This is a genomic window from Duganella sp. Root336D2 (assembly GCF_001425005.1).
GTDB lineage: Bacteria > Pseudomonadota > Gammaproteobacteria > Burkholderiales > Burkholderiaceae_D > Rugamonas.
Window position 1 is genome coordinate 274,568 of the sequence record NZ_LMDB01000036.1, and the last position, 21,129, is coordinate 295,696.

The 21,129-nt window shown below is 61.5% G+C and carries 23 protein-coding genes; 15 read left to right on the forward strand and 8 right to left on the reverse strand.

Annotated features, from left to right (window positions below; all coding sequences use genetic code 11):
* Positions 1–10: 10 nt before the first annotated feature.
* The 11 genes from motB (at position 11) to ASD07_RS23855 (ending at position 10,756) form a co-directional block, all read left to right on the forward strand.
* Positions 11–955: a flagellar motor protein MotB gene (motB, locus tag ASD07_RS23805; protein ID WP_055936073.1), complete on the forward strand. Its 945-nt coding sequence runs from the start codon at positions 11–13 to the stop codon at positions 953–955.
* A 7-nt stretch (positions 956–962) separates the two neighbouring features.
* On the forward strand, positions 963–1,511 hold the full coding sequence (locus tag ASD07_RS23810; RefSeq protein WP_055936076.1) for a hypothetical protein: 549 nt from the start codon (positions 963–965) through the stop codon (positions 1,509–1,511).
* A gap of 35 nt (positions 1,512–1,546) precedes the next feature.
* Positions 1,547–1,912 (forward strand): response regulator, encoded by a 366-nt coding sequence (locus tag ASD07_RS23815; RefSeq protein WP_055936079.1) that lies wholly within the window; start codon positions 1,547–1,549, stop codon positions 1,910–1,912.
* A 14-nt stretch (positions 1,913–1,926) separates the two neighbouring features.
* Positions 1,927–4,158, forward strand: coding sequence for a chemotaxis protein CheA (gene cheA, locus ASD07_RS23820; protein WP_055936082.1), 2,232 nt, complete (start codon positions 1,927–1,929; stop codon positions 4,156–4,158).
* Positions 4,155–4,634, forward strand: coding sequence for a chemotaxis protein CheW (locus tag ASD07_RS23825; protein ID WP_055936085.1), 480 nt, complete (start codon positions 4,155–4,157; stop codon positions 4,632–4,634). Before cheA ends, ASD07_RS23825 begins: the two co-directional genes overlap by 4 nt.
* A gap of 46 nt (positions 4,635–4,680) precedes the next feature.
* A complete protein-coding gene (locus ASD07_RS23830; protein WP_055936089.1) occupies positions 4,681–6,381 on the forward strand; it encodes a methyl-accepting chemotaxis protein in 1,701 nt (566 codons plus the stop codon).
* A 29-nt stretch (positions 6,382–6,410) separates the two neighbouring features.
* Complete coding sequence (locus ASD07_RS23835) at positions 6,411–7,259, forward strand: CheR family methyltransferase (RefSeq protein ID WP_055936092.1); 849 nt, start codon at positions 6,411–6,413, stop codon at positions 7,257–7,259.
* Positions 7,240–7,860: a chemoreceptor glutamine deamidase CheD gene (gene cheD, locus ASD07_RS23840; RefSeq protein ID WP_200953849.1), complete on the forward strand. Its 621-nt coding sequence runs from the start codon at positions 7,240–7,242 to the stop codon at positions 7,858–7,860. Before ASD07_RS23835 ends, cheD begins: the two co-directional genes overlap by 20 nt.
* Positions 7,861–7,877: 17 nt before the next feature.
* The gene (locus tag ASD07_RS23845) at positions 7,878–8,957 is read left to right on the forward strand and encodes a chemotaxis response regulator protein-glutamate methylesterase (protein WP_055936098.1); all 1,080 of its coding nucleotides are present in this window, start codon (positions 7,878–7,880) and stop codon (positions 8,955–8,957) included.
* A 121-nt stretch (positions 8,958–9,078) separates the two neighbouring features.
* On the forward strand, positions 9,079–9,468 hold the full coding sequence (cheY, locus tag ASD07_RS23850) for a chemotaxis response regulator CheY (RefSeq protein ID WP_028104141.1): 390 nt from the start codon (positions 9,079–9,081) through the stop codon (positions 9,466–9,468).
* A gap of 76 nt (positions 9,469–9,544) precedes the next feature.
* Complete coding sequence (locus ASD07_RS23855) at positions 9,545–10,756, forward strand: EAL and HDOD domain-containing protein (protein WP_055936107.1); 1,212 nt, start codon at positions 9,545–9,547, stop codon at positions 10,754–10,756.
* A gap of 49 nt (positions 10,757–10,805) precedes the next feature.
* Here the strand turns inward: ASD07_RS23855 and ASD07_RS23860 are convergent, their stop codons facing one another.
* From ASD07_RS23860 to ASD07_RS23875, 4 genes are read right to left on the reverse strand one after another with little or no spacing between them, the layout of a single operon-like run.
* Entirely contained in the window at positions 10,806–12,770 is a 1,965-nt protein-coding gene (locus ASD07_RS23860; protein ID WP_055936110.1) for an LTA synthase family protein, read from the reverse strand.
* A gap of 4 nt (positions 12,771–12,774) precedes the next feature.
* Positions 12,775–13,578 carry a hypothetical protein gene (locus tag ASD07_RS23865; protein WP_055936113.1) on the reverse strand — a complete coding sequence of 268 codons (804 nt, stop codon included), beginning with the start codon at positions 13,576–13,578 and terminating at the stop codon, positions 12,775–12,777.
* Positions 13,565–14,218 carry a hypothetical protein gene (locus ASD07_RS23870; protein ID WP_055936115.1) on the reverse strand — a complete coding sequence of 218 codons (654 nt, stop codon included), beginning with the start codon at positions 14,216–14,218 and terminating at the stop codon, positions 13,565–13,567. Before ASD07_RS23870 ends, ASD07_RS23865 begins: the two co-directional genes overlap by 14 nt.
* Positions 14,215–15,414 (reverse strand): exo-alpha-sialidase, encoded by a 1,200-nt coding sequence (locus ASD07_RS23875; RefSeq protein WP_082507539.1) that lies wholly within the window; start codon positions 15,412–15,414, stop codon positions 14,215–14,217. The genes ASD07_RS23870 and ASD07_RS23875 overlap by 4 nt, the downstream gene beginning before the upstream one ends.
* A 206-nt stretch (positions 15,415–15,620) precedes the next feature.
* Between ASD07_RS23875 and ASD07_RS23880 the strand changes: the two genes are divergently transcribed.
* Positions 15,621–15,875: a hypothetical protein gene (locus ASD07_RS23880; RefSeq protein ID WP_055936118.1), complete on the forward strand. Its 255-nt coding sequence runs from the start codon at positions 15,621–15,623 to the stop codon at positions 15,873–15,875.
* 7 nt (positions 15,876–15,882) lie between these two features.
* Here the strand turns inward: ASD07_RS23880 and panC are convergent, their stop codons facing one another.
* The 4 genes from panC to ASD07_RS23900 are packed head-to-tail and all read right to left on the reverse strand — an operon-like array spanning position 15,883 to position 18,940.
* Positions 15,883–16,722: a pantoate--beta-alanine ligase gene (gene panC / locus ASD07_RS23885; protein WP_055936121.1), complete on the reverse strand. Its 840-nt coding sequence runs from the start codon at positions 16,720–16,722 to the stop codon at positions 15,883–15,885.
* Positions 16,723–16,731: 9 nt separating this feature from the next.
* Entirely contained in the window at positions 16,732–17,652 is a 921-nt protein-coding gene (locus ASD07_RS23890) for a ScpA family protein (protein WP_055936123.1), read from the reverse strand.
* A 20-nt stretch (positions 17,653–17,672) separates the two neighbouring features.
* Positions 17,673–17,882 carry a DUF3460 family protein gene (locus ASD07_RS23895; protein ID WP_055936126.1) on the reverse strand — a complete coding sequence of 70 codons (210 nt, stop codon included), beginning with the start codon at positions 17,880–17,882 and terminating at the stop codon, positions 17,673–17,675.
* A gap of 50 nt (positions 17,883–17,932) precedes the next feature.
* The gene (locus tag ASD07_RS23900) at positions 17,933–18,940 is read right to left on the reverse strand and encodes a porin (RefSeq protein ID WP_055936129.1); all 1,008 of its coding nucleotides are present in this window, start codon (positions 18,938–18,940) and stop codon (positions 17,933–17,935) included.
* A 183-nt stretch (positions 18,941–19,123) separates the two neighbouring features.
* Between ASD07_RS23900 and ASD07_RS23905 the strand changes: the two genes are divergently transcribed.
* The 3 genes from ASD07_RS23905 (at position 19,124) to ASD07_RS23915 (ending at position 21,102) form a co-directional block, all read left to right on the forward strand.
* On the forward strand, positions 19,124–19,303 hold the full coding sequence (locus tag ASD07_RS23905; protein WP_055936132.1) for a hypothetical protein: 180 nt from the start codon (positions 19,124–19,126) through the stop codon (positions 19,301–19,303).
* Between the two features lie 29 nt (positions 19,304–19,332).
* A complete protein-coding gene (locus tag ASD07_RS23910; RefSeq protein WP_055936135.1) occupies positions 19,333–20,235 on the forward strand; it encodes a DMT family transporter in 903 nt (300 codons plus the stop codon).
* A 357-nt stretch (positions 20,236–20,592) separates the two neighbouring features.
* The gene (locus ASD07_RS23915; protein WP_373922098.1) at positions 20,593–21,102 is read left to right on the forward strand and encodes a hypothetical protein; all 510 of its coding nucleotides are present in this window, start codon (positions 20,593–20,595) and stop codon (positions 21,100–21,102) included.
* The last annotated feature ends 27 nt before the right edge of the window (positions 21,103–21,129 follow it).

Below are 21,129 nucleotides of genomic sequence, written 5' to 3' on the forward strand. Positions count from 1 at the left end.
AGGACCTGCCATGGCTGAAGAAGGCCTGCGGCCCATTGTCGTCAAGAAGATCAAGAAGGGCGGGGGCGGCCACCACGGCGGCGCCTGGAAGATCGCTTACGCCGACTTCGTGACGGCGATGATGGCGTTCTTCCTGCTGATGTGGCTGCTCGGTTCGACTACCAAGGGCGACCTGAACGGTATTTCCGAATACTTCAAGACGCCGCTCAAAGTCGCCATGCAAGGCGGCTCCGGCAGCGGCGACAGTTCTTCGGTGATCCAGGGCGGGGGCTCGGACCTGTCGCGCCGTACCGGCCAGGTCAAGATGACGGACGATCCGGCGCAGTCGAAATCCTATAACCTCGATGCCGCCAAGAAGGCGCTCGAAGCGGAAGAGAAATCACGCCTGCAGGCGCTGCGTGCCCGGATCGAAATGACCATCGATACCAATGCCGAACTCAAGAAGTTCAAAGAGCAATTGCTGCTGGACTTTACCAGCGAAGGCTTGCGCATCCAGATCGTCGACTTGCAAAACCGCCCCATGTTCAATGCCGGCAAAGCCGACTTGCAACCGTATGCCGGCGAAATCCTGGAAGCCATTGCGCCGGCCCTGAACGACGTGCCGAACAAGATCGGCCTGTCCGGCCACACCGACTCCACGCCGTATTTCACCGAAACGGGGTACAGTAACTGGGAACTGTCGGCCGACCGCGCCAATGCCTCGCGCCGCGCGCTGCTGCATGGCGGCCTGGCCGACAATAAGATCCTGCGCGTGGTGGGCCTGGCCAGCGCTGCCCACCTGGACCGCGCGGATCCTTTCAACCCGATCAATCGCCGCATCAGCATCATTGTGATGAACAAGAGGACCGAGGAGAATGTGCTGCGTGACGGCGGCAAATTGCAAGTCGGCCTCGATACGGAAGCTACGCAAGCCGCGGCGGCAGCGGCACCGGCTGCGCCGGCAGGGAAGAAATAGAGACTTTATGACAAGAAAGAAGATCCTTGGCTCGCATGTGAAACGCCTGCTGTCAGGCGTGTCGGACCATGGCCGGCGCCACCTGACGGAAGTCGAGACCGACCTGCTGCAGACCAACCTGCTGCTGGAGGAAGCGATCGACAAGCTGACGCGCAACTTCATGGCGATCCATGAAGCGGTCAGCGCGCAGCAAGCGACCATCGAGCTGCTGCTGCAAGGCGGCAATCCGTCGGCCGAAGACAAGGCGCGCCTGAAGGAAATGAACGAACAGGTAAGCGGCTACGTCAACGCCGCCATTACCAGCATGCAGTTCCAAGACATGACCAGCCAGCTGATCGACCGTACCCTGAAGCGCGTCACCGGCTTGCGGGAATTCCTCGGCACGCTGGGGGCGCACGGCGCCGAAGTGGTGCCGGAATCGGGCAGCGACGAGATCGTGGACCTGCTGAGCAAGGTCAGCATGGCGCTGGCGATCCAGAGCCTTGAACTGCGCAGCGTGCTGCGCAAGGCGGTCAGCCAGAAGCACCTGGAAAGCGGCGACATCGAACTGTTCTGAATACACACAAAAATTTTACTAAGTGAGAAAAAAAGATGGCTAAAACAATTCTTGCAGTCGACGACTCCTCCTCGCTGCGCCAGATGGTGGCATTCAGCCTGAAGGCAGCCGGCTACCAGGTGGTGGAAGCAGTCGACGGACAGGATGGCCTGGAAAAGGCCAAGCTGCAAACCGTGGACCTGGTGCTGACCGACCAGAACATGCCGCGCATGGACGGCCTGCAACTGATCAAGCTGCTGCGCGAGCAGCCGTCGTACGCCAAGGTTCCCATCTTGATGCTGACCACCGAATCGTCCGACGAGATGAAGGCCAAGGGCCGCGCCGCCGGCGCGAATGGCTGGCTGGTCAAGCCTTTCGACCCGCAACGCTTGATTGAGGTAGTGAAGAAGGTCATTGGCTAATTAAGGGGTGTGGCATGACCATCGACATTAGCCAGTTCTACCAGGTCTTCTTCGATGAAGCGGAAGAACTGCTGGCTGAAATGGAGCGTCTGCTGCTGGGCGTGGACGTCGAGTCGCCCAGCGAAGAAGACTTGAACGCGATTTTCCGTACCGCGCACTCGGTGAAGGGCGGGGCGTCGACGTTCGGCGTGACCGACATGACCGAAGTGACGCACGTGCTGGAGACGCTGCTGGACCGCATCCGCAAGGGCGAGATGGCCTTGACGTCGACCCATGTCGACGCCTTCCTGGCGGCCAAGGACATCCTGAAGATGCAGCTGGACGGGCACCGCCTGGGCAGCGCGGTTGACCAGGAAGCCGTGGGCGACGTGCGCATGATGCTGCAGGAGCTGGCGCAGGACGTGCACATCGAAGCGATGGCGCCGGTGGCGTCGGGCTTCAGTACGCCGGAAGCGCAGTCGGTCGACCACAGCGGCGGCAAGCGCTACCGGCTGGAGTTGCCGCCCATGGTGCACCGCGAGGTCGAGGCGCTGGCAGCGGAACTTGGCCTGATGGGCCACGTGGAACTGGTGCCGCTGGACGCCGAGCGCCACGCCATGATCGTCACCACCCACGAATCGCTGGACGATATCGTGGCCATCTGTTCCTTCGTGATCGATGCCGAGCAGATGAAGGTCAGCGAGCTGCCTGCGCTGAGCCCGACCCAGGCCGCGCGCGAGAACGCCGAGCGTGAACGCAAGGAAGCGGAGCTCGGTTATGGCTTCTTCGATCCCCTGCCAGGCGCAGGCGCCGCTGCCGCTGCCGCAGCCCCCGCGGCCGACGGCGAAGGCTACGGCTTCTTCCAGCCGCTCGACGAAATCCGCGGCAATGCCGGCGCTGCCGCCGAAGATGCGCGCGGTTACGGCTTCTTCCAGCCGCTGGAAGTGATCCGTGCCCAGGCCGGCGTCCAGGATGCGCCGGTGGAAGCAGCCAAGCCGAGCGAAGAGCTGGAAAAGAAGGCTGCCCGCAAGGAAGCGGAAAAACAGGCCCACGCGCCGGCCGGCGGCGAATCGTCCTCGATCCGCGTCTCGGTGGAGAAGGTCGACCAGCTGATCAACCTGGTGGGCGAACTGGTGATCACGCAAGCGATGATCGAACAGCGCGCCAGCACCATCGACCCGGTGCTGCACGAAAAGCTGCTGAGCGGAATTTCCCAGCTGACCCGCAACACGCGCGACTTGCAGGAATCGGTGATGTCGATCCGCATGATGCCGATGGACTTCGTGTTCTCGCGCTTCCCGCGCATGGTGCGCGACCTGGCCACCAAGCTTGGCAAGAAGGTCGAATTCGTCACCAGCGGCGCCGCCACGGAACTGGACAAGGGCCTGATCGAACGCATCGTCGACCCGCTGACCCACCTGGTGCGCAACTCGATCGACCACGGCATTGAAATGCCGGACGTGCGCAAGGCGGCCGGCAAGTCGGAAACGGGGCGCCTGTTCCTGTCCGCCTCGCACCAGGGCGGCAGCATCATCATCGAAGTCTCGGACGACGGCGGCGGCTTGAACCGCGACAGGATTTTGGCAAAGGCGCGCCAGAACGGCTTGCCGCTGTCCGACAATATGACGGACGCCGATGTCTGGCAGCTGATCTTCGCGCCGGGCTTCTCGACCGCCGAACAGGTGACCGATGTGTCGGGCCGCGGCGTCGGCATGGACGTGGTCAAACGCAATATCACCGCCATGGGCGGCACCGTCGACATCCGCTCCGCCAAAGGCTTTGGCACCACCATCTCGATTTCCCTGCCGCTGACGCTGGCCATCCTGGACGGCATGCTGATCCAGACCGGCGAAGAGGTCTACATCCTGCCGCTTGGCTTCGTGCTCGAATCGCTGCAGCCGGCGCCGGAAGACGTCAAGGAAATCAGCGGCAAGGGCCGCGTCATCAAGGTCCGTGGCGAATACCTGCCGCTGATCCCGCTGTACCAGATTTTCGATATCACACCGCGCTTCACCGATCCATGCCAGGGCATCCTGGTGATCGTGGAAACCGAGGGCAAGAAGGCCTGCCTGTTCGTGGACGAACTGGTGGGCCAGCAGCAGGTCGTGGTCAAGAACCTGGAATCGAATTACCGCAAGGTGACCGGCATTTCCGGTGCCACCATCCTCGGCGACGGCGGCGTGTCGCTGATCCTGGACGTGACGGCGCTGGTGCGCTCGTCGCGCCAGCTGGTTGACGAATCAAACTTTGTGAAGGAAGAACCATGAGCGACGCGGCAAGCGCCGGAACAGCCGTCCAGGAATTCCTGGCTTTCAAGCTGGGCGCCGAAGAATACGGCATCGATATCCTGAAAGTGCAGGAAATCCGCGGTTACGAAGCGGTGACCCGCATCGCCAATGCGCCGGAATTCATCAAAGGCGTGATCAACCTGCGCGGCATCATCATCCCGGTGGTGGACATGCGCATCAAATTCAAGCTGGGCGAACCGGTGTACGATCAGTTCACCGTGGTCATCATCCTCAATATCAATGGCCGCGTGGTGGGCATGGTGGTCGATTCGGTATCGGACGTGACGTCGCTGACGCCCGAGCAGATCAAGGCCGCACCAGACATGGGTACCGCCTTCAGTACGGAGTACATGATCGGCCTCGGCACGATCGACGAGCGCATGCTGATCCTGGTGGATATCCAGCGCCTGATGTCCAGCCCGGAAATGGGCTTGAGCGAAAAACTGGCAGCCTAAAACATAAGAATACAGATCCGGCAGGATACTAGGGGGAGAGAACAAAATGAACATGCGCGAATACAAGATAGGTACCCGGCTTGGTTTTGGTTTCGGGATTATTCTGCTGATCCTGGTCGGCACTGTGCTGCTGACCAACGTGCTGAACTACCGCAACAAGTCCGCCCTGATGACCGGCCTGGATGTCTCCGGTGCCAAGGAATTGCAGGCGCAGTCGATGAAAAGTGCAATGCTGGAAACCGGTATCGCCATGCGTAATATCGGCCTGCAGTCGGACGTCAGCCTGATGCAGAAGGAAGAAGAGAAGGTCAAGGCCAACCGCGCCCGCTACGACGCGGCGCGCACCAAGCTGCAAAGCCTGGGCCTGAATGACGCCGAGAAGAAGGTGGTGAACGACATCTCCGCCCTGCAAACCGACGTTGATGCAGCCTTCAAGGAGGCGATGGGGCAGATCATGGCCTTCAACGCCGAAGGCGCAGCGAAAGTCATTGCCGGCCGCATCGATCCGCTGCAGCAGCAGACCCTGACTGCGCTGAACAAGCTGGTCGATTTGCAGCAGGCGGCGGTCGCCGACTTCAAGGAAAGTTCCAACAAGGCCGACCGCAGCCTGACCATGTGGATGGTGGTGCTGGCGGCGGTAGCGGTCGGCGTCGGCATTCTGTGCGCCCTGGCCATCACCAAGTCCATCACCCGTCCGCTGTCGGGCGCGGTGGAAGTGGCGCAGAAAGTGGCTGCCGGCGAACTGACCTCGCAAGTGACGGTGGAGGGCAAGGACGAAACGTCCGAACTGCTGCAGGCGCTGAAGGACATGAACGAAAGCCTGGCCAAGACCGTCGGCCAGGTGCGCGCATCGACGGAAACCATCACCACCGCCTCGCAGGAAATCGCGACCGGCAACGCCGACCTGTCGGCCCGCACCGAATCGCAGGCCTCTTCGCTGGAGGAAACCGCGGCGTCGATGGAAAACCTGACCTCCACCGTGAAGCAGAACGCCGACAATGCGCGCCAGGCCAACCAGCTTGCCGTATCGGCATCCTCGGTGGCCGTGAAGGGCGGCCATGTCGTGTCGCAAGTGGTGGACACCATGGGCTCGATCAAGCAGTCGTCGACCAAGATCGTGGACATCATCGGCGTGATCGACGGCATCGCCTTCCAGACCAATATCCTGGCGCTGAATGCCGCGGTGGAAGCGGCGCGCGCCGGCGAACAGGGCCGCGGCTTCGCCGTGGTGGCATCGGAAGTGCGCAACCTGGCGCAGCGCAGCGCCGCGGCAGCCAAGGAAATCAAGGCCCTGATCGACGACTCGGTCGACAAGGTCGATGCGGGCGGCCGCCTGGTCGATGAAGCCGGCCAGACCATGGGCCTGATCGTGACCTCGATCAAGCAGGTGGCCGACATCATGGGCGAAATCACCGCCGCCACCCTGGAACAGAGCCACGGCATCGAGGAAGTCAACGCCGCCATCGGCCAGATGGACGAGATGACGCAGCAGAATGCCGCGCTGGTGGAAGAAGCCGCCGCCGCCGCCGAATCGATGCAGGACCAGGCCAACAACCTGGCCCAGGCGGTGTCGATCTTCAAGCTGGCCGGCGACGAATTCGCCAAGCGTGCGGCGGCAGCGCCGCGCAAAGCCAGGCCGGCGGCGCCGGCGCGCAGCACGGCGGTAGTGCCGGCCACCCCGGCCGCGCAGCCGGCGAAGAAGCTTGCGGCTGCCGCCCCATCCGGCGACGACTGGGAAGAGTTTTAACGTCCATGTAACCGCGGAGAGCTATAAAAATGGCGCTGACCAAAGAGACCGTGAAAGAGTTTGACTTCAACGGCAAGGATTTTGAACGGGTCCGCGCGATGATCTACAAGCGGGCCGGCATCGCGCTGGCCGACTCCAAACAGGAGATGGTGTACAGCCGCCTGGCGCGACGCTTGCGCGCCACCGGCATCAATAGTTTCGTACACTACCTGGACGACCTGGAAGCAGGGCGCCTGGGCAACGGCGAGTGGGAGGCGTTCACCAATGCCCTGACCACCAACCTGACGTCGTTTTTCCGCGAATCGCACCACTTCCCGCTGCTGGCCGAGCACCTCAAGGCCAAGCGCGGGGAACCGATCAACATCTGGTGCTCCGCCAGTTCCACCGGCGAGGAACCGTATTCGATTGCCATCACCTGCTGCGAAGCCTTCAACACGCTGACGCCGCCGGTGCATATCCTGGCCACCGATATCGACACCAATGTGCTGGCCACGGCCGCCAACGGCGTCTACCCGATGGAGCGGATCGACAAGCTGTCGCCCGAGCAGCAGCGCCGCTTCTTCATGAAAGGACGCGGCGCCAACGAAGGCATGGCGCGCGTGCGGCAGGAACTGCGCTCGCTGATCACCTACCGGCAGGTCAACCTGCTGGACGAGAGATGGGATATTCGTCCCGGCTTCGACGTGATCTTCTGCCGCAATGTGATGATCTACTTCGACAAGGCAACGCAGCGCAAGATCCTGTCGCGCTTCGTGCCCTTGATGAAACCGGATGCCCTGCTGTTCGCCGGCCATTCCGAGAACTTCCTTTACGTGTCGGACGCTTTGAAGTTGCGCGGTAAGACTGTCTACGAACTCGATGAGCGCAAGAGGGCATGACATGGATAAAGAACAATTCGCAACCAATGTCTATTACGACAGGACCTTCGACTGCGACGCGGCGAAGATCCTGCCGGGCGAGTACTACTACACCCAGAAGGACATGCTGATCGTGACCGTGCTCGGCTCCTGCGTGTCGGCCTGCATCCGCGACCGGCTGACCGGCCTGGGCGGCATGAACCACTTCATGCTGCCGGACGGCGGCTCCGATGCCGGCAGCCCGGTTTCCGCCTCGGCGCGCTACGGCACGTATGCGATGGAAGTGCTGATCAACGACCTGCTGAAGGCCGGCGCGCGGCGCGACAACCTGGAGGCCAAGGTGTTCGGCGGCGGCGCGGTGCTGAAAGGCTTCACCGCGATCAACGTCGGCGAACGCAATGCCGCCTTCGTGCAAAGCTTCCTGAAGAACGAGAAGATCCGCATCATGGCGGAAGACCTGTGCGACATTTACCCGCGCAAGGTCTACTTTTTCCCCAAGACCGGCAAGGTGCTGGTCAAGAAACTGATGCAAACCCATAACGACACCCTGGCGCAGCGTGAAAACGACTACGCCAACCGCCTCAAGGCCAAGCCGGTGGCGGGCGAGGTCGAGCTGTTTTAAGAAACCAGGTGTACATAATGAACAAGATCAAAGTCCTGATTTGCGACGACTCCGCGCTGATCCGCAGCGTGATGACGGAGATCATCAAGAGCCAGCCGGACATGGAAGTGGTGGGCGTGGCGCCCGACCCGCTGGTGGCGCGCGACCTGATCAAGCAGACCAACCCGGACGTGCTGACGCTGGATGTCGAGATGCCGAAGATGGATGGCCTCGACTTCCTCGAACGCCTGATGCGCTTGCGGCCGATGCCGGTGGTGATGGTGTCTTCGCTGACCGAGCGCGGCTCGGAAATCACGCTGCGTGCGCTGGAACTGGGCGCGGTCGATTTCGTCACCAAGCCCAAGATTTCGATCCAGTCCGGCATGCGCGAATACGCCGACCTGATCTCCGACAAGATCCGCGCCGCCTCCAAGGCCCGGGTCCGCGCCCGCACCCTGCCTGCTGCCGGCGCGGCAGGCGAGGGCGGCACGACGCTGCCGCAATTACGGAACCCACTGATGTCTTCGGAAAAACTGATTATTGTCGGCGCGTCAACGGGCGGCACGGAAGCCATCCGCGAGTTCCTGATGCAGATGCCGTCGGATTGCCCGGGCATCCTGATCACCCAGCACATGCCGGAAGGCTTCACCAAATCGTTTGCCAAGCGCCTCGATTCGCTGTGCAAGATCTCGGTCATGGAAGCGCAGGGCAATGAACGCGTGCTGCCAGGCCACGCCTATATCGCGCCGGGTCATTCGCACCTGCTGCTGACCCGTTCCGGCGCCAACTACATGACCAGGCTGGACCAGGGCGAGCCGGTCAACCGCCACCGCCCATCGGTCGATGTGCTGTTCCGTTCGGCAGCCCAGAATGCCGGTAAAAACGCGGTTGGGGTGATCCTGACCGGCATGGGCAAGGACGGTGCGGCAGGCATGCTGGAGATGAAGAACGCCGGGGCGTATAATTTCGCGCAGGACGAAGCCAGCTGCGTGGTGTTCGGCATGCCGCGCGAGGCGATTGCCGTTGGTGCAACGCACGAAGTCGGCGCCTTGCCGGCGCTGCCCGGCATGGTATTGGGTTATCTTGCGCAGCATGGCTCGCGTGCATTGCGCGTTTGACACGTGATTGACAGTTTTGGGGTAGTTAGTTCGCCTTGGAGCAACGAAAATGCTATCCTACAACTTGCTGGGTACACCACTTTAATTAATAACCGCGTAAGTAGAAACAACGGAGCAATTCATGGCTGATCCAAAGATGAAATTTTTGGTTGTTGACGATTTCTCGACGATGCGCCGCATCGTGCGAAATCTCTTGAAAGAACTGGGTTATGCCAACGTGGACGAGGCGGAAGACGGCGTGATGGCGCTGGCTAAACTGCGCGCGGAGCAATTCGACTTCGTGGTCTCCGACTGGAACATGCCGAATATGGATGGCCTGACCATGTTGCAGAACATCCGTGCCGACCCGGCGCTGGCCAAGCTGCCGGTGCTGATGGTGACCGCCGAGGCCAAAAAGGAAAACATCATCGCGGCTGCGCAGGCAGGCGCCAACGGCTATGTGGTGAAGCCGTTCACCGCGGCCACCCTGGATGAAAAGCTGAACAAGATTTTCGAAAAGCTCGGCGCTTGATCCCGGCTTTACAAGTAATTTGCGGTGGCGGCCCTGGCCGCCGCCGTTCCCTCCCGAATCAAGCATAAGACCACGTATGCATCAGTCACATTTCCTGGTTCGTGAACCCCTGCTCGATCCCGAGCAGCGCGTGGTCGGCTACGAACTTACATGGCAGCAGGAAGCTGCGACCCATGTGCCCTCCCTGGAAGAGCTCGAGGGCCTGGTCGGTTTCGTTGCCGGCCAGGTGAATCACCCCGAACACGGCTGGCTGCTGAAACAGAAGACCCTGTTCCTGCAAGCCGTGCCGGGCATGCTGTCGACCGATTCCATGTTCGACCTGCCGCCCGAGCACACCGTGCTGTCGCTGAAAACCTCCGAGCTGGCCAATCCGACCACGCTGGCGGCCGTGCAGGGCCTGCGTGCCGGCGGAGTCGGCATCCTGCTGCGCGAAGCCGACCTGGCGCGCGTGGGCAGCCGCCTGGGCACCATTTGTTCGTATGTCGAAGTACGCTTTACCGGCGCCGATGTGGCCGCGCAGGCGCGCGCCTATTCGCTGCTGAAGACGTCCAATATCCGCATGGTGGGCCGGCCGGTCACCACCTGGTCCGATTTCGATGCCTGCGCCGCCCTTGGGCTGGATGCCTTTGTCGGCAAGCTGCACCTGACCCCGCGTCCGGGCAGCGAGGGGCAGGGTTTGAATCCTTCCCAGACCATCATCTTGCAACTGATGCAGATGGTGAATGCCAATGCCGACGTGGCCCAGCTGGAAAGCGTGCTCAAGCGCGATGCGGCCCTGTCGTACAAGCTGCTGAAGTACATCAACTCGGCCGGTTTTGGCGCCGGGCGTGAAGTGCAATCGCTGAAACAGGCGATCCAGCTGCTGGGCTACCAGCCGATGTACCGCTGGCTGACGCTGCTGCTGGCGACCGCTTCCACCTCCGGCTTCTCGCCGGTGCTGCTGGAAACTGCCGTGGTGCGCGGCCGCCTGGCTGAATTACTGGGCCAGAAGGCACTGGGCAAGGCTGATGCGGAGAATATCTTCGTAGCCGGCATGTTCTCGCTGCTGGACCGCCTGCTGGGCATCCCGATGAAGGATGTGCTGCAAGAGATCCAGCTGAACGACGAAGTGGTCAAGGCGCTGCTGACGCGCGGCGGCAAGTACGGCCCGTTCCTGGCACTGGCCGAAGCTTGCGAACTGAATTCGAACCTGGTCAGCTCGCTGGCCGATTCGCTGTCGCTGACGCCGGAAGACGTCAACAAGGCCCACCTGTCGGCCCTGGCCTGGACCCAGAGCGTCACGGCGTAAGCAGCGCTGGAGCGCCCGTTGCCGGGCGCTCCATTCCCCACCGAAAAAATTACTTGGTCAAGCGGTAGCGCTGTTCGCGGTACAGCAGCGAAGGCGCGATCACGTGCGCCATGGCCTGGTCGACCTGGGCCTGGGTTGGCCTGGTATCGGTCAGCTGCAGCTCGCCCTTGGCGAAGTCGTAGCGGCCGATCAGCGGCTCCTGGCTTGGGCGCAGGATGGTTGCGGTGTCGCCTTCGAGCCAGGTGAAGTAGTTATCGAACTGCATGATCGCGCGGCCCGGGGTGGTGCTGTCCTTGACGAAGTCACGGCCGATCATCGGGTGCGTGCTGGAAATGCCGATCATCGACAGCAGGGTAGGGCCGAGGTCGATCTGGCTGGCCAGGGTCGTGATGCGTTTCGGCGCCACGTCCGCCCCCAGGATCAGGCCCGGGATGTGGAACTTCTTGATCGGCATCAGGCTGTTGCCGTACACGCGGTTGTCGTGGTCGGCCACGATCAGGAACACCGTATCCTTCCAGTAATCCTGCTTTTTCGCCTCGGCGATGAACTTGCCGAGCGCGTAATCGGCATATTTGACGGCGTTGTTGACGGTCTGCTTGGCCGGGTCGTGCAGCTCGATCTTGCCATCCGGGAATTCAAACGGTTCGTGGTTGGAGGAGCTGAAAATCAGGCTGAAGAAGGGCTTCTTCTGCGCATGCAGCTGTTTCAGGCGCTCCAGCGATTTGTCGAACAGGTCTTCATCGGATGCGCCCCAGCTGCCGACAAACTTCGGCTGCATTTCGCTGCGGTCGACCACGTTCTGGAAGCCGTTGCCGGTGAAGAAGCTGCGCATATTGTCGAAGTGCGCCTCGCCGCCGTACACGAATTCAGTGTGGTAGCCCTGCTTGCCCAGGCCCAGTGCCAGCGTATAGAAGTTCTGCTGTGCCAGCGAGAGCTTGACGACGCTGCGTGCCGGGGTCGGCGCATAGCCCGCGACGACAGCTTCAATGCCGCGCACCGAACGGGTGCCGGTGGCATACAGCTGCTCGAACCACCAGCCTTCGTTCTTCAGTTTTTCCAGCTCCGGCGTGACCGGCAGGCCGCCCAGCGATTGCACGAAGGTGGCGCCCAGGCTCTCTTCCAGCACGATCACCAGGTTGAGCGGCTTGTCGCGCTGGATGGCGGCTTGTTGCGCATGCAGGGTTGGCAGTTCCTCTTGCGTGAACTGGTAATCGCGCAGCCATGGCGCCGACGTCACTGCCGGGAACACTTTCTCGCGCGGGAATTTGCCGTAGATCTCGGAGGAATTGGCCTCCTTGCGCATCGAGGCGATGGCATCGATGACCGACCATGGCGAATTGATGATCAGCGAATTGACCATGGCATCGCCGGTCAGCGCGAACGTCGCCGGATTGGCCGGGCGGTGCTCGGTGGTGGAGCGGATCTGGAAGCCGACCAGCAGCACCAGCAGCGGCCAGGTCAGCAGCACCAGCTTGGGCGACCACATGCCGGTGCCGGCGGACGCCGACTTCAGCAGGCGGAACACCAGCACGCTCAGCAGGACGGTGCCGCTGACGCCAAGAATCACCGCGAGGCGGAAACCGTTCCACAGCGTGGCGGCGACTTCCTTCGGATAGGACAGGTATTCGATGAACAGGCGGTTCGGCCTGAAATCGTATTGCATGATGAACTGCGGCGTGGACAGTTCCATGAAGATGATGAACAGCAGCCCCAGGCTGGCCCAGGTCACGGTGAACAGCTTCCATGCGCGCGCCGAATAGCGCTGGGCCAGGAAAGGCGCCAGCACCAGCGGCAGCGCAAGCAGGTAGCCGAGCAGGATCAGGTCGGCGCGTACGCCTTGCACCAGCATCTCACCCAGGATGCCGGTGGCGCTGACGCGCTCCCATTGCCAGGCGGCCAGGCCAAGGCGCGAGAGCGAAAGGATCACCAGCCCGGCAAGCACCATCTGCACCAGGGTAGCGTAAGGGCCTGCCCATTGGGTCAGGCGGGCAAGGCGGGCTGCAGCGCGGTTCATGTTGTCAGCCCATCATGGCGCCGGCGCCGGCGCTGAGCAGCCAGGCGGTCAGCAGCAGGAATGCCATTACGCAGCTGAACAGCTTATCCACCAGGCGCGCTTCCGCCGTCTGCTGGAATACTGCCGGCTGGCCGTAGCCAAAGCCGAGGAAGTAAGCGGCAAAGATGGTGGACATATAATGCACCGCGCCGAACAGTTCGCCCAGCTCGCCTTTGCGCGGATGGTCGATCAGCACGTGCGACAGCGCCACCAGCACCAGGTAGATGACGGAGACAGGCAGCGGCGGCAGGTAGACGCCGAACTTCTCGACGAAATTGCGCACGGCAGGACGGCTGCGCGCCAGCAGCGGCAGGATCACGTTGTGGGTCAGGCCGGCCAGCAGGATCATCTTCAGCATGATGGTCTTGTGGATGCTGCCGCCCTTGCCGATGGCCAGGTTATGCAGGTTGGTTTCGCCCTGGCGGTTGTTATGCTGGAAAAATTCGGACGATTGCACATGCAGGATGCGCTGGAACCAGCTGATCTCTTCCATTGCCGCGGCGGCCACCAGCAGGCCCAGGCCAAGCATGCCGAGGGTGGCCAGGTCGAAGCCGTTGCGCTTCCAGCGCTCAATGGCGGCAAACACCAGCAGGCCCGCAGTCATGGCAAAGCACAGGAACTGCAGCCATTCGACGATGCCGTCTTCGGTCAGTACGCGCATCAGTTGTTCCGGCGAATTCTTCACCGACACTGCCAGCAGCAGCGCGAAAATATTGATGGCGATGCCGGTCAACAGGACCGGATGCGAATACCATTTACGGTTTAACACTGACTACTCCTTGATTGTTTGTTGCAGAATTGCGTTCCCGCTTGCGCCAGGCCCGGATGGCGAGCGTCAGCACGGCCCAGAGCCAGAGCATGGGATCGAGCAGTGCATCCCACAGGTTCCCGGTGGGCAGGCGCAGCAAGGTGAACAGGGTGAGGGCAGCCAGCGCAGCAAAGGCTTGCGGCCGCCAGCGGCCCTGGACGATCCAGGCCGCGCACAGCACCATGACGGCCAATGCGAACAGTGGCGCCCCGCGCGGGCCGAAGCCCCAGAAATACAGGCTGAGCGAGATCAGGCCCAGCGCGTCAAGATAGAGGACGGTGCCGAACAGCGCGATCGTGCAGGCCAGGGCCACGGGCATGACGCCGGCAGCGGCTGCCGGCCGCCAGGGCCGGGCCAGGCGCACCAGGCAAAGGCCGGCCAGCAATCCGCTCGGCCACTGCAGCGCGAGGGCAATCCAGTAAGCCGGCGAAAGCTTGCCAGGCAACAGCGTCACTACGATCATGAAGCCCAGCAGCAGGGCTGTTGCCCGCCGCGAAAGCTGGCGCGAAGCCGGCAGCAGGCTGACAAGCAAGGTGGCGAGCACGATGCCCCATGCCACCTTGCCATACGTGTTTTGCAGCAGCAGGTCAGGAAGGGTCATTCCGCGCCCCCTTTGAAATCCAGGTCGATCACATGGTGCGCGATCGCTTCGCGGCGCGAGGTATAGGTGATGTGCAGCTCATCGCCAACCTGGTGCAGGTCGGGATAGGAAAATTCTTCGCCGGCGCTGCCGTGGGCGATGTCGGTGACGTGCGTCCAGTTGCGGCCGTCGTCGGTGGTCGACAGGCGCAGCACATTGCGGTCGGATCCGCCGGGCACGATATGGTTATGCAGCAAGGCGATACTGCCGTTGCTGAGGCGCAGCGCGCTGAGGGAAGTACTCTGGTTCGGCAGGGAGAGTGCGGGCAGGTCGTCCCAATTGACGCCGCCGTCGCTGCTGCGCGCATGCTGCACCCGCTGCTCGCCGCTCGAATCGCGCATCCAGGCGTGCACTTCGGAAGAGGAGAAGGGGACGATGGTTGGCTGCAGCGTCGAAATGCGGCTGCCGATGCGCGAGATCCAGCGCGGATCGCCGTTCTGGTCGAAGGCCAGCATCAGCGGATATTTGATGCCCATTTCAAAATAGGCAGGCAGCAGCCAGCCGCCATCGGCCAGGGCAACCGGCGTCGTGCGGACCAGCATGCTGGTATTGAACAGCGGCGACATCGGCAGCACGCGCTTGACCGTGAAGCTCTTGCCCAGGTCATCGGATACCATCTGGACGATGCGCGAGGCGGCCCAGCCGCCCAGGCCGGTCGCCACTACATACAGGTTGATGCGCCCGTCGGCGGCCCCCCAGGCAACCGGGTTGCCGACGCGCCGGACGCCGTAGCCAAGGGCGGCCGACAGCGACTCGCGGCTGGCCACTTCCCACGGCTGGCTCCACTTGCCATTTTCCCAATGCGAGGAATAGACCTTGACGTCTGGCCCGCTTTCGCGGCTGCCGGCCCACCAGAATGCAGCCATGCGGCCGCCAGGCAGCGGCGTCATGGCGCTGGAATGCGCGGATGGGGCGTTAGGCGGCCTGGGCAACAGCGTGGCGGAACGGGGGATGAATTTCACCTTGCCCGGCTGGGCGGGGACAAACAGCATGGCCGAGCTGGTCTGGCGCGTGTTGATCCAGCGCTTGTATTCGGCCCCGGCGGCAATGACGAGGATTGCGACGCATAACACCTTGACTAAAAGTGATGCGCTGCTGCTTCGGTCTTGAGTGCTGTCAGCCGTGGTAATGGCGCTAGCGCCCAAGCGGAATTCCATCCTGTTATTCCTATATACTGAAGGTCAGTCTGCAAATGAAAATTCACAAGAGGAGCATCCTACAATAAAGAAAGCAATTGTGGGAATTTTCTGATCGAGCGTTTAAAAGTTAGCAATAAACCAGTTGCGCTAAATCAACGGTTGGAGTCATTAAGCGGAAATATTGTCTGCGTAGCATCGGAACCACTCTAGCTACAGGAGGCGCCATGTTCTTCGTACGTTACTGCTGGACGTCGTCGCTCAAGGTACAGGTGGCAATTTGGATTGCGCTGGTGGCAGCGCTGGCTTCTGCGCATGGCACCAGCGCACAGGCTGAAGAGTTTGCGGTATCGCATCAAAGCCGCTGCATGCAAGAGCCGGGTTCGCCTGCTGTCGAGTTATGTGCGATGCGCACCATCCAGCTGGCTTCGCAATTGCATGGGCTGGAATTCGGCGACCAGGTCGCCGAGGCGCTGCGGTAAGAGCCGCTCAGATCTCGAGATTGTCGATCAGGCGGGTGGTGCCGAGTTTGGCGGCGGCCAGCACCACCAGTTTTTCGCCTTGCGCCAGGTCGCCGGCGTTTGGCGGTTGCAGGTCGTTGCGCTTGCGGATCGAAATGTAGTCAGGCTTCCAGCCGCGCGCAGCCAGTTCGTCCATTGCCTTGTGCTCAAGCTGGAATACGTCGAGGTGGCCGCCGCGCACGTCGTCTGCCACCTGGTTCAGCACGCGGTACAGCGCCGGTGCCTCGGCGCGTTCGCCGGCCGACAGGTACATATTGCGCGAGGACAGGGCCAGGCCGTCATCCGCGCGGTAGGTTTCGGCGGCGATGATCTCGGTTGGCATGCCAAGCTGGCGCGCCATGTTGCGTACGATCATGAGCTGCTGGTAGTCCTTCTTGCCGAACACCGCTACTTTTGGCTGCACGCAGGAAAACAGCTTGGTCACCACGGTGCAGACGCCGCCGAAGAAACCGGGACGGAACTCGCCTTCCAGCGTATTGCCCAGGCCGTCCGGCGGCTGCACGCGGTATTCCTGCGGCTCCGGGTACATATCCTTTTCAGTCGGCGCGAACAGCACGTAGACGCCTTCTTTCTCCAGTTTTTCCACGTCAGCCTGGAAGGTGCGCGGATATTTGTCGAAGTCTTCGTTCGGGCCGAACTGCAGGCGGTTGACGAAAATGGAAGCCACGACCGGGTCGCCGTGCTTGCGGGCCAGGCGCATCAGCGACAGGTGGCCTTCATGCAGGTTGCCCATGGTCGGGACGAATGCCGTGCGTAACTGGCCACTGAGCTGGTCGCGCAGTTCTTCGATATTGGAGATGATTTTCATAGTTTTTAGTCAGGCAGGCGAATACGCAAGACGCACGTAAATCGGTGCGAATGGCTCCGCCTGGGTAATTTCAATCAGGGTTTCCTTGGCCAGCTCGAGCATCGCGACGAAGTTCACCACCACCACCGGGGGCGGCGATTCCGGGTTGAACAACTCGGTGAATTCGATGAAACGGCTCGATTGCAGCTTGCGCAGGATGGAGGTCATGTGCTCGCGCACGGACAGCTCCTCGCGGGTGATCTTGTGGTGCTGCTTCAGCGTAGCGCGCTTCATCAGCATGCGCCAGGCGTCCTGCAGGTCGACCACCTCAACTTCCGGCCAGGTCGGCACCAGGCTTTGCTCGATGAAGACCTGGGTGCGCACGAAGTCGCGGCCGACCTGGGGCAGGGTGTTCAGGTCGTAGGCGGCCAGCTTGATCTGCTCGTATTCGAGCAGGCGGCGCACCAGTTCCGCGCGCGGGTCTTCCGCTTCCACGTCGAGGTCGTGCTGGCGCTGCGGCAGCAGCAGGCGCGACTTGATCTCGATCAGCATGGCCGCCATCAGCAGGTATTCCGCCGCCAGCTCCAGGTTGGTCTTGCGGATCTCTTCGACATAACTCAGGTATTGAAGCGTTACCTGGGCCATCGGGATGTCGAGGATATTGAAGTTCTGCTTGCGGATCAGGTACAGCAGCAAGTCCAGCGGGCCCTCGAACGCTTCGAGGATGACTTCCAGCGCGTCGGGCGGGATATACAGGTCGTTCGGCAGCTTGAGCACCGGCTCGCCATACAGGCGTGCAAAAGCGGCGCCGTCGGCTTCCGCCGGGGCGCTTGCTTCGGGTGGCGCGTCTTCCGCGCCGCTGCCTGGTCCGCCTGCGTCAGGCGGCAAGTCCGCGGCGACGGCCAGTTCAGCCTGTTCGGCCTGATCGTCCACCGCGTCTTTTGGCGACATGCTGTGTGCCGTCCCGGCTCTTATACCTTGTTCTGGTACACGTAAGCCTGTTGCTTGACCGACGAAGCCTTGTTACGGGCCTGGTCGTCCAGCGAGGTCGAAGGCTTGTCCCACAGGATCGCGCGGCCGGCTTGCTGGCCTGCTTCCATTTCCGGGTTCTTGGCTTTGAGGTCCTTGATGAACAAGGAATGGTCGGATTCGTATTTGTGGTTCTGCTTGAGGAATTTCATATCGTGAAAATAACTGGGTTCAGCAACGGACATTTTACCGTCTTTTCTCTTCAGAAACGATGCCGAATGCCAGCGACGTAGGTATTTCCCTTGCTAGCGTTGCTAATCTTGTCGTACAGCAGTACCGCATACACGTCCGTACGAGGCGAAAGGTTGTAATCGTAGCCGGCTGCAGCGGTGTCGCGATGGAATTCAGGTACCACCTTGGCTTCTTCGGTCAGGCGCGACCAGGCCACCATCCAGCGCCCCGCGCCGCCATGGGTTGGCACAGTGAAGCCGGCCTGTACGGAATGGGCATCGCGTTCGCTGACCTTGGCATGGTGGTCGGAATAGGAGGCGAACAGCTTGATCGCCTTGAAGTCGTAGGAGGCCGCGGCAAGGTAAGTACGCTGTTCCGGCACGGCCGCACTCAAGCCTGGGCCAAAGCGCACATTGACCGCGCCTGCCGTCACAGCCAGCTCTTTGCCGACGTATTTTGCGACGGCCGCCCAGTTGTTATTGTGCGCACCCGGCTGCTCGCCCAGCGAGTATTGGGCGACGAAGGTGGTGTCATGCACCGGGTTCGAGGCGTACTGGATCGAGTTGCTCCAGCCGGTATCGCCCAGCGTCGCATTGCCGCCGGCAGCGGTGTAAATCTGGTTGATCAGTGGCGAAAAGCGGGTCGAGGGACCAAAAGGGTTGATCTGCCCGGCGGCGACAAACAAGGGGTTGGCGATGCGGCCCATGCGCAACATGCCGAACTCACCGGCCAGGCCAACGTTGGCATTGCGGGCGAACATCGCCTCGCCGGGGAAGCGTCCCGCTTCGCCGGTATCGCCGCGGAAAAAGCCTTCGATCTGGAACTGGGCTTTCAGGCCGCCGCCCAGTGCTTCCGTACCGGAAAAGCCGTAGTAGGAAGTGATCATGCCGCCACTGTTGACGGCGTTGACGGCTTGCGGGGCGCTGGCGGTGGCTGTACGGCCGGCGTAGGCGTCGACGACGCCGTAGAGCGTAACCTGGGTTTGCGCCGACGCAGCGACAGGAAGGAGGAGGGTGATGGCTGGGAGCAGTCGTTTCATGAATACCTTCTTAATATTGTTGTTTAGGCCTCGTGCTGCGTCCCCATTGTCACTGCTGCCCAGTTCGGCGACAAGGAAAACTTCCCTTGCCGTGGGTGTGCAGCCACGCCGGTTTGCCAGCGCACAGACCCGCAGCAGTGCGCATCCCACAGTAAAGGCTCGATTTCGCTAAAGGAGGCCGCCATGGCTCAGGGTAAACAACTCAGCAATCAGAATCGCCAATCGGTGCAGACCGTCGAGTCCGACCAGACCGGCAATAAAGACACCGCCAAACGCAACACCAGGAACGAGGCATCACGCACCAAGGCTGGCAGCAGCGAAGGTGCCGGCGGCGGGGCAAAGCAGAAGGCCAAGCGCGGTTAGTTCAGAAATAGCGTATCCTTGCGGGCACCATGAAAGCCCGCACAGCAATACTTCTGACCATACCGCCATTGCTCTGGGCGGGAAACGCGATTGTTGGCCGGTTGGTGGCACACGATGTGCCACCAGTCATGCTGAATTTCCTGCGCTGGGCGATTGCTTTCGTTTTGCTGTTGCCATTTGCCGGGCCGATTTTCCGCCGCGGCAGCGGGCTCTGGGCAAACTGGCAGCGCTTTACCGTGCTGGGTTTGCTGGGCATCGGGCTGTATAACGCCCTGCAATACCTCGCCTTGCAAAGCTCCACCCCGATCAATGTGACGCTGGTTGCATCGGGCATGCCGGTCTGGATGATGCTCACCGGCTGGCTTTTCTTTGGTGCCGGCGTGTCGCGGCGCCAAGTGGCCGGAGCAGTCTTGTCGATTGCCGGCGTCCTGCTGGTGTTGGCGCGCGGCGAATGGTCGCATTTGATGGAATTGCGCCTGGTGGCGGGCGATGTATTCATGATCATGGCCACAATCGCCTGGTCTTTATATAGCTGGCTATTAACGCGCACCACCGGTCCGGCGGATATTCGCAGCCATTGGGCAAGTTTCCTGCTGGCGCAGGTGGCTTTTGGCGCGATATGGTCGGGCCTGTTTGCTGCCGGCGAATATGTTTTATCGACTGCCTCAATTCACTGGAGCTGGCCGCTGCTTGCTGCGCTGGCCTATGTTGCAATTGGCCCGGCGATTATTGCATTCCGCTGCTGGGGCGCTGGCGTACAGCAAGCCGGGCCGGCAATTGCATCCTTCTTTGTAAATCTCACGCCTTTATTTACTGCAATGTTGTCCTCCTTGATTCTCGGTGAAGCGCCAAGAATTTATCACGCGATTGCATTTATCCTGATCGTCGGCGGGATTATTATCTCCTCCGGCCGTGCGACGACCCGGCGCTGAATCTGATAATTTCAAATTTTCTGATGGAGGTTGCCATGCGTATCCTCATCCTTGCCGCGCTTGCGGCCATCATCTCCCTGAGTGCCTGCCAGAAGCCGCCACCCAAGCCGCCTAAACCTATTGCTGCCATGAGCCAAGTAATAGCCTGAACATGCCAGGTATTGGCGCGATGGCGGGTTTGATTTAAAACCCGACATTCCCCCCAATTATTAATGCGCGCAATTAGTCCTTTCGACGACATTACCTGCACGGGTATTCAAAGCGGCACCTGGAAATTGACTCGAGCTTATAGGGCGCGCCCAGTATACAAGCCGAATTAGGGCAGGATCGGCGGCGGCAGTAGTCGGGGCGACGGGCATGGTCAATACCTGGGCTGACCTGTTGCTCAAGTACTGGCAGTTCACCGAAATGGCTGAGATGGTGGCACCTTACAAGGACCTGCCGCCGTCAACCTCGCTGGCTTCGATGGATCTCTCGCTGCAGCGCGCCCTGGCTGCTGAGCCGGGCATGAAAGTTGGCTTTGTTGCATTCCCGGGCACGCCATTCACCAGCGCCCACCACTATGGCATTTTCATGCGCGGCGACCAGGTGCTGACCTCGCGCTTGTACCAGCCGGTGCTGGTCGATGTGCAGACGGCACAGGTGACCGACAACCGCGACCTGCCTTGGTACCTGACCGCACCGCTGATTTCGCAGCCGCTGCACTTCGGGGGCTATGGCGGCCAGCTGATGAAACTGCTGTGGGCGCTGCTGGATATCGAGACTATCACTGCGCTGGTTGGCGATGGCTGGTGGGATGCGGCGTCCGCAGTCGCCCTTGGCGCGCCGGCAGTTGTGGGCATTTACTTTGGCTGGATGCGCGTTTGAATTTTCTTGACATGCCCCCAGTTATAA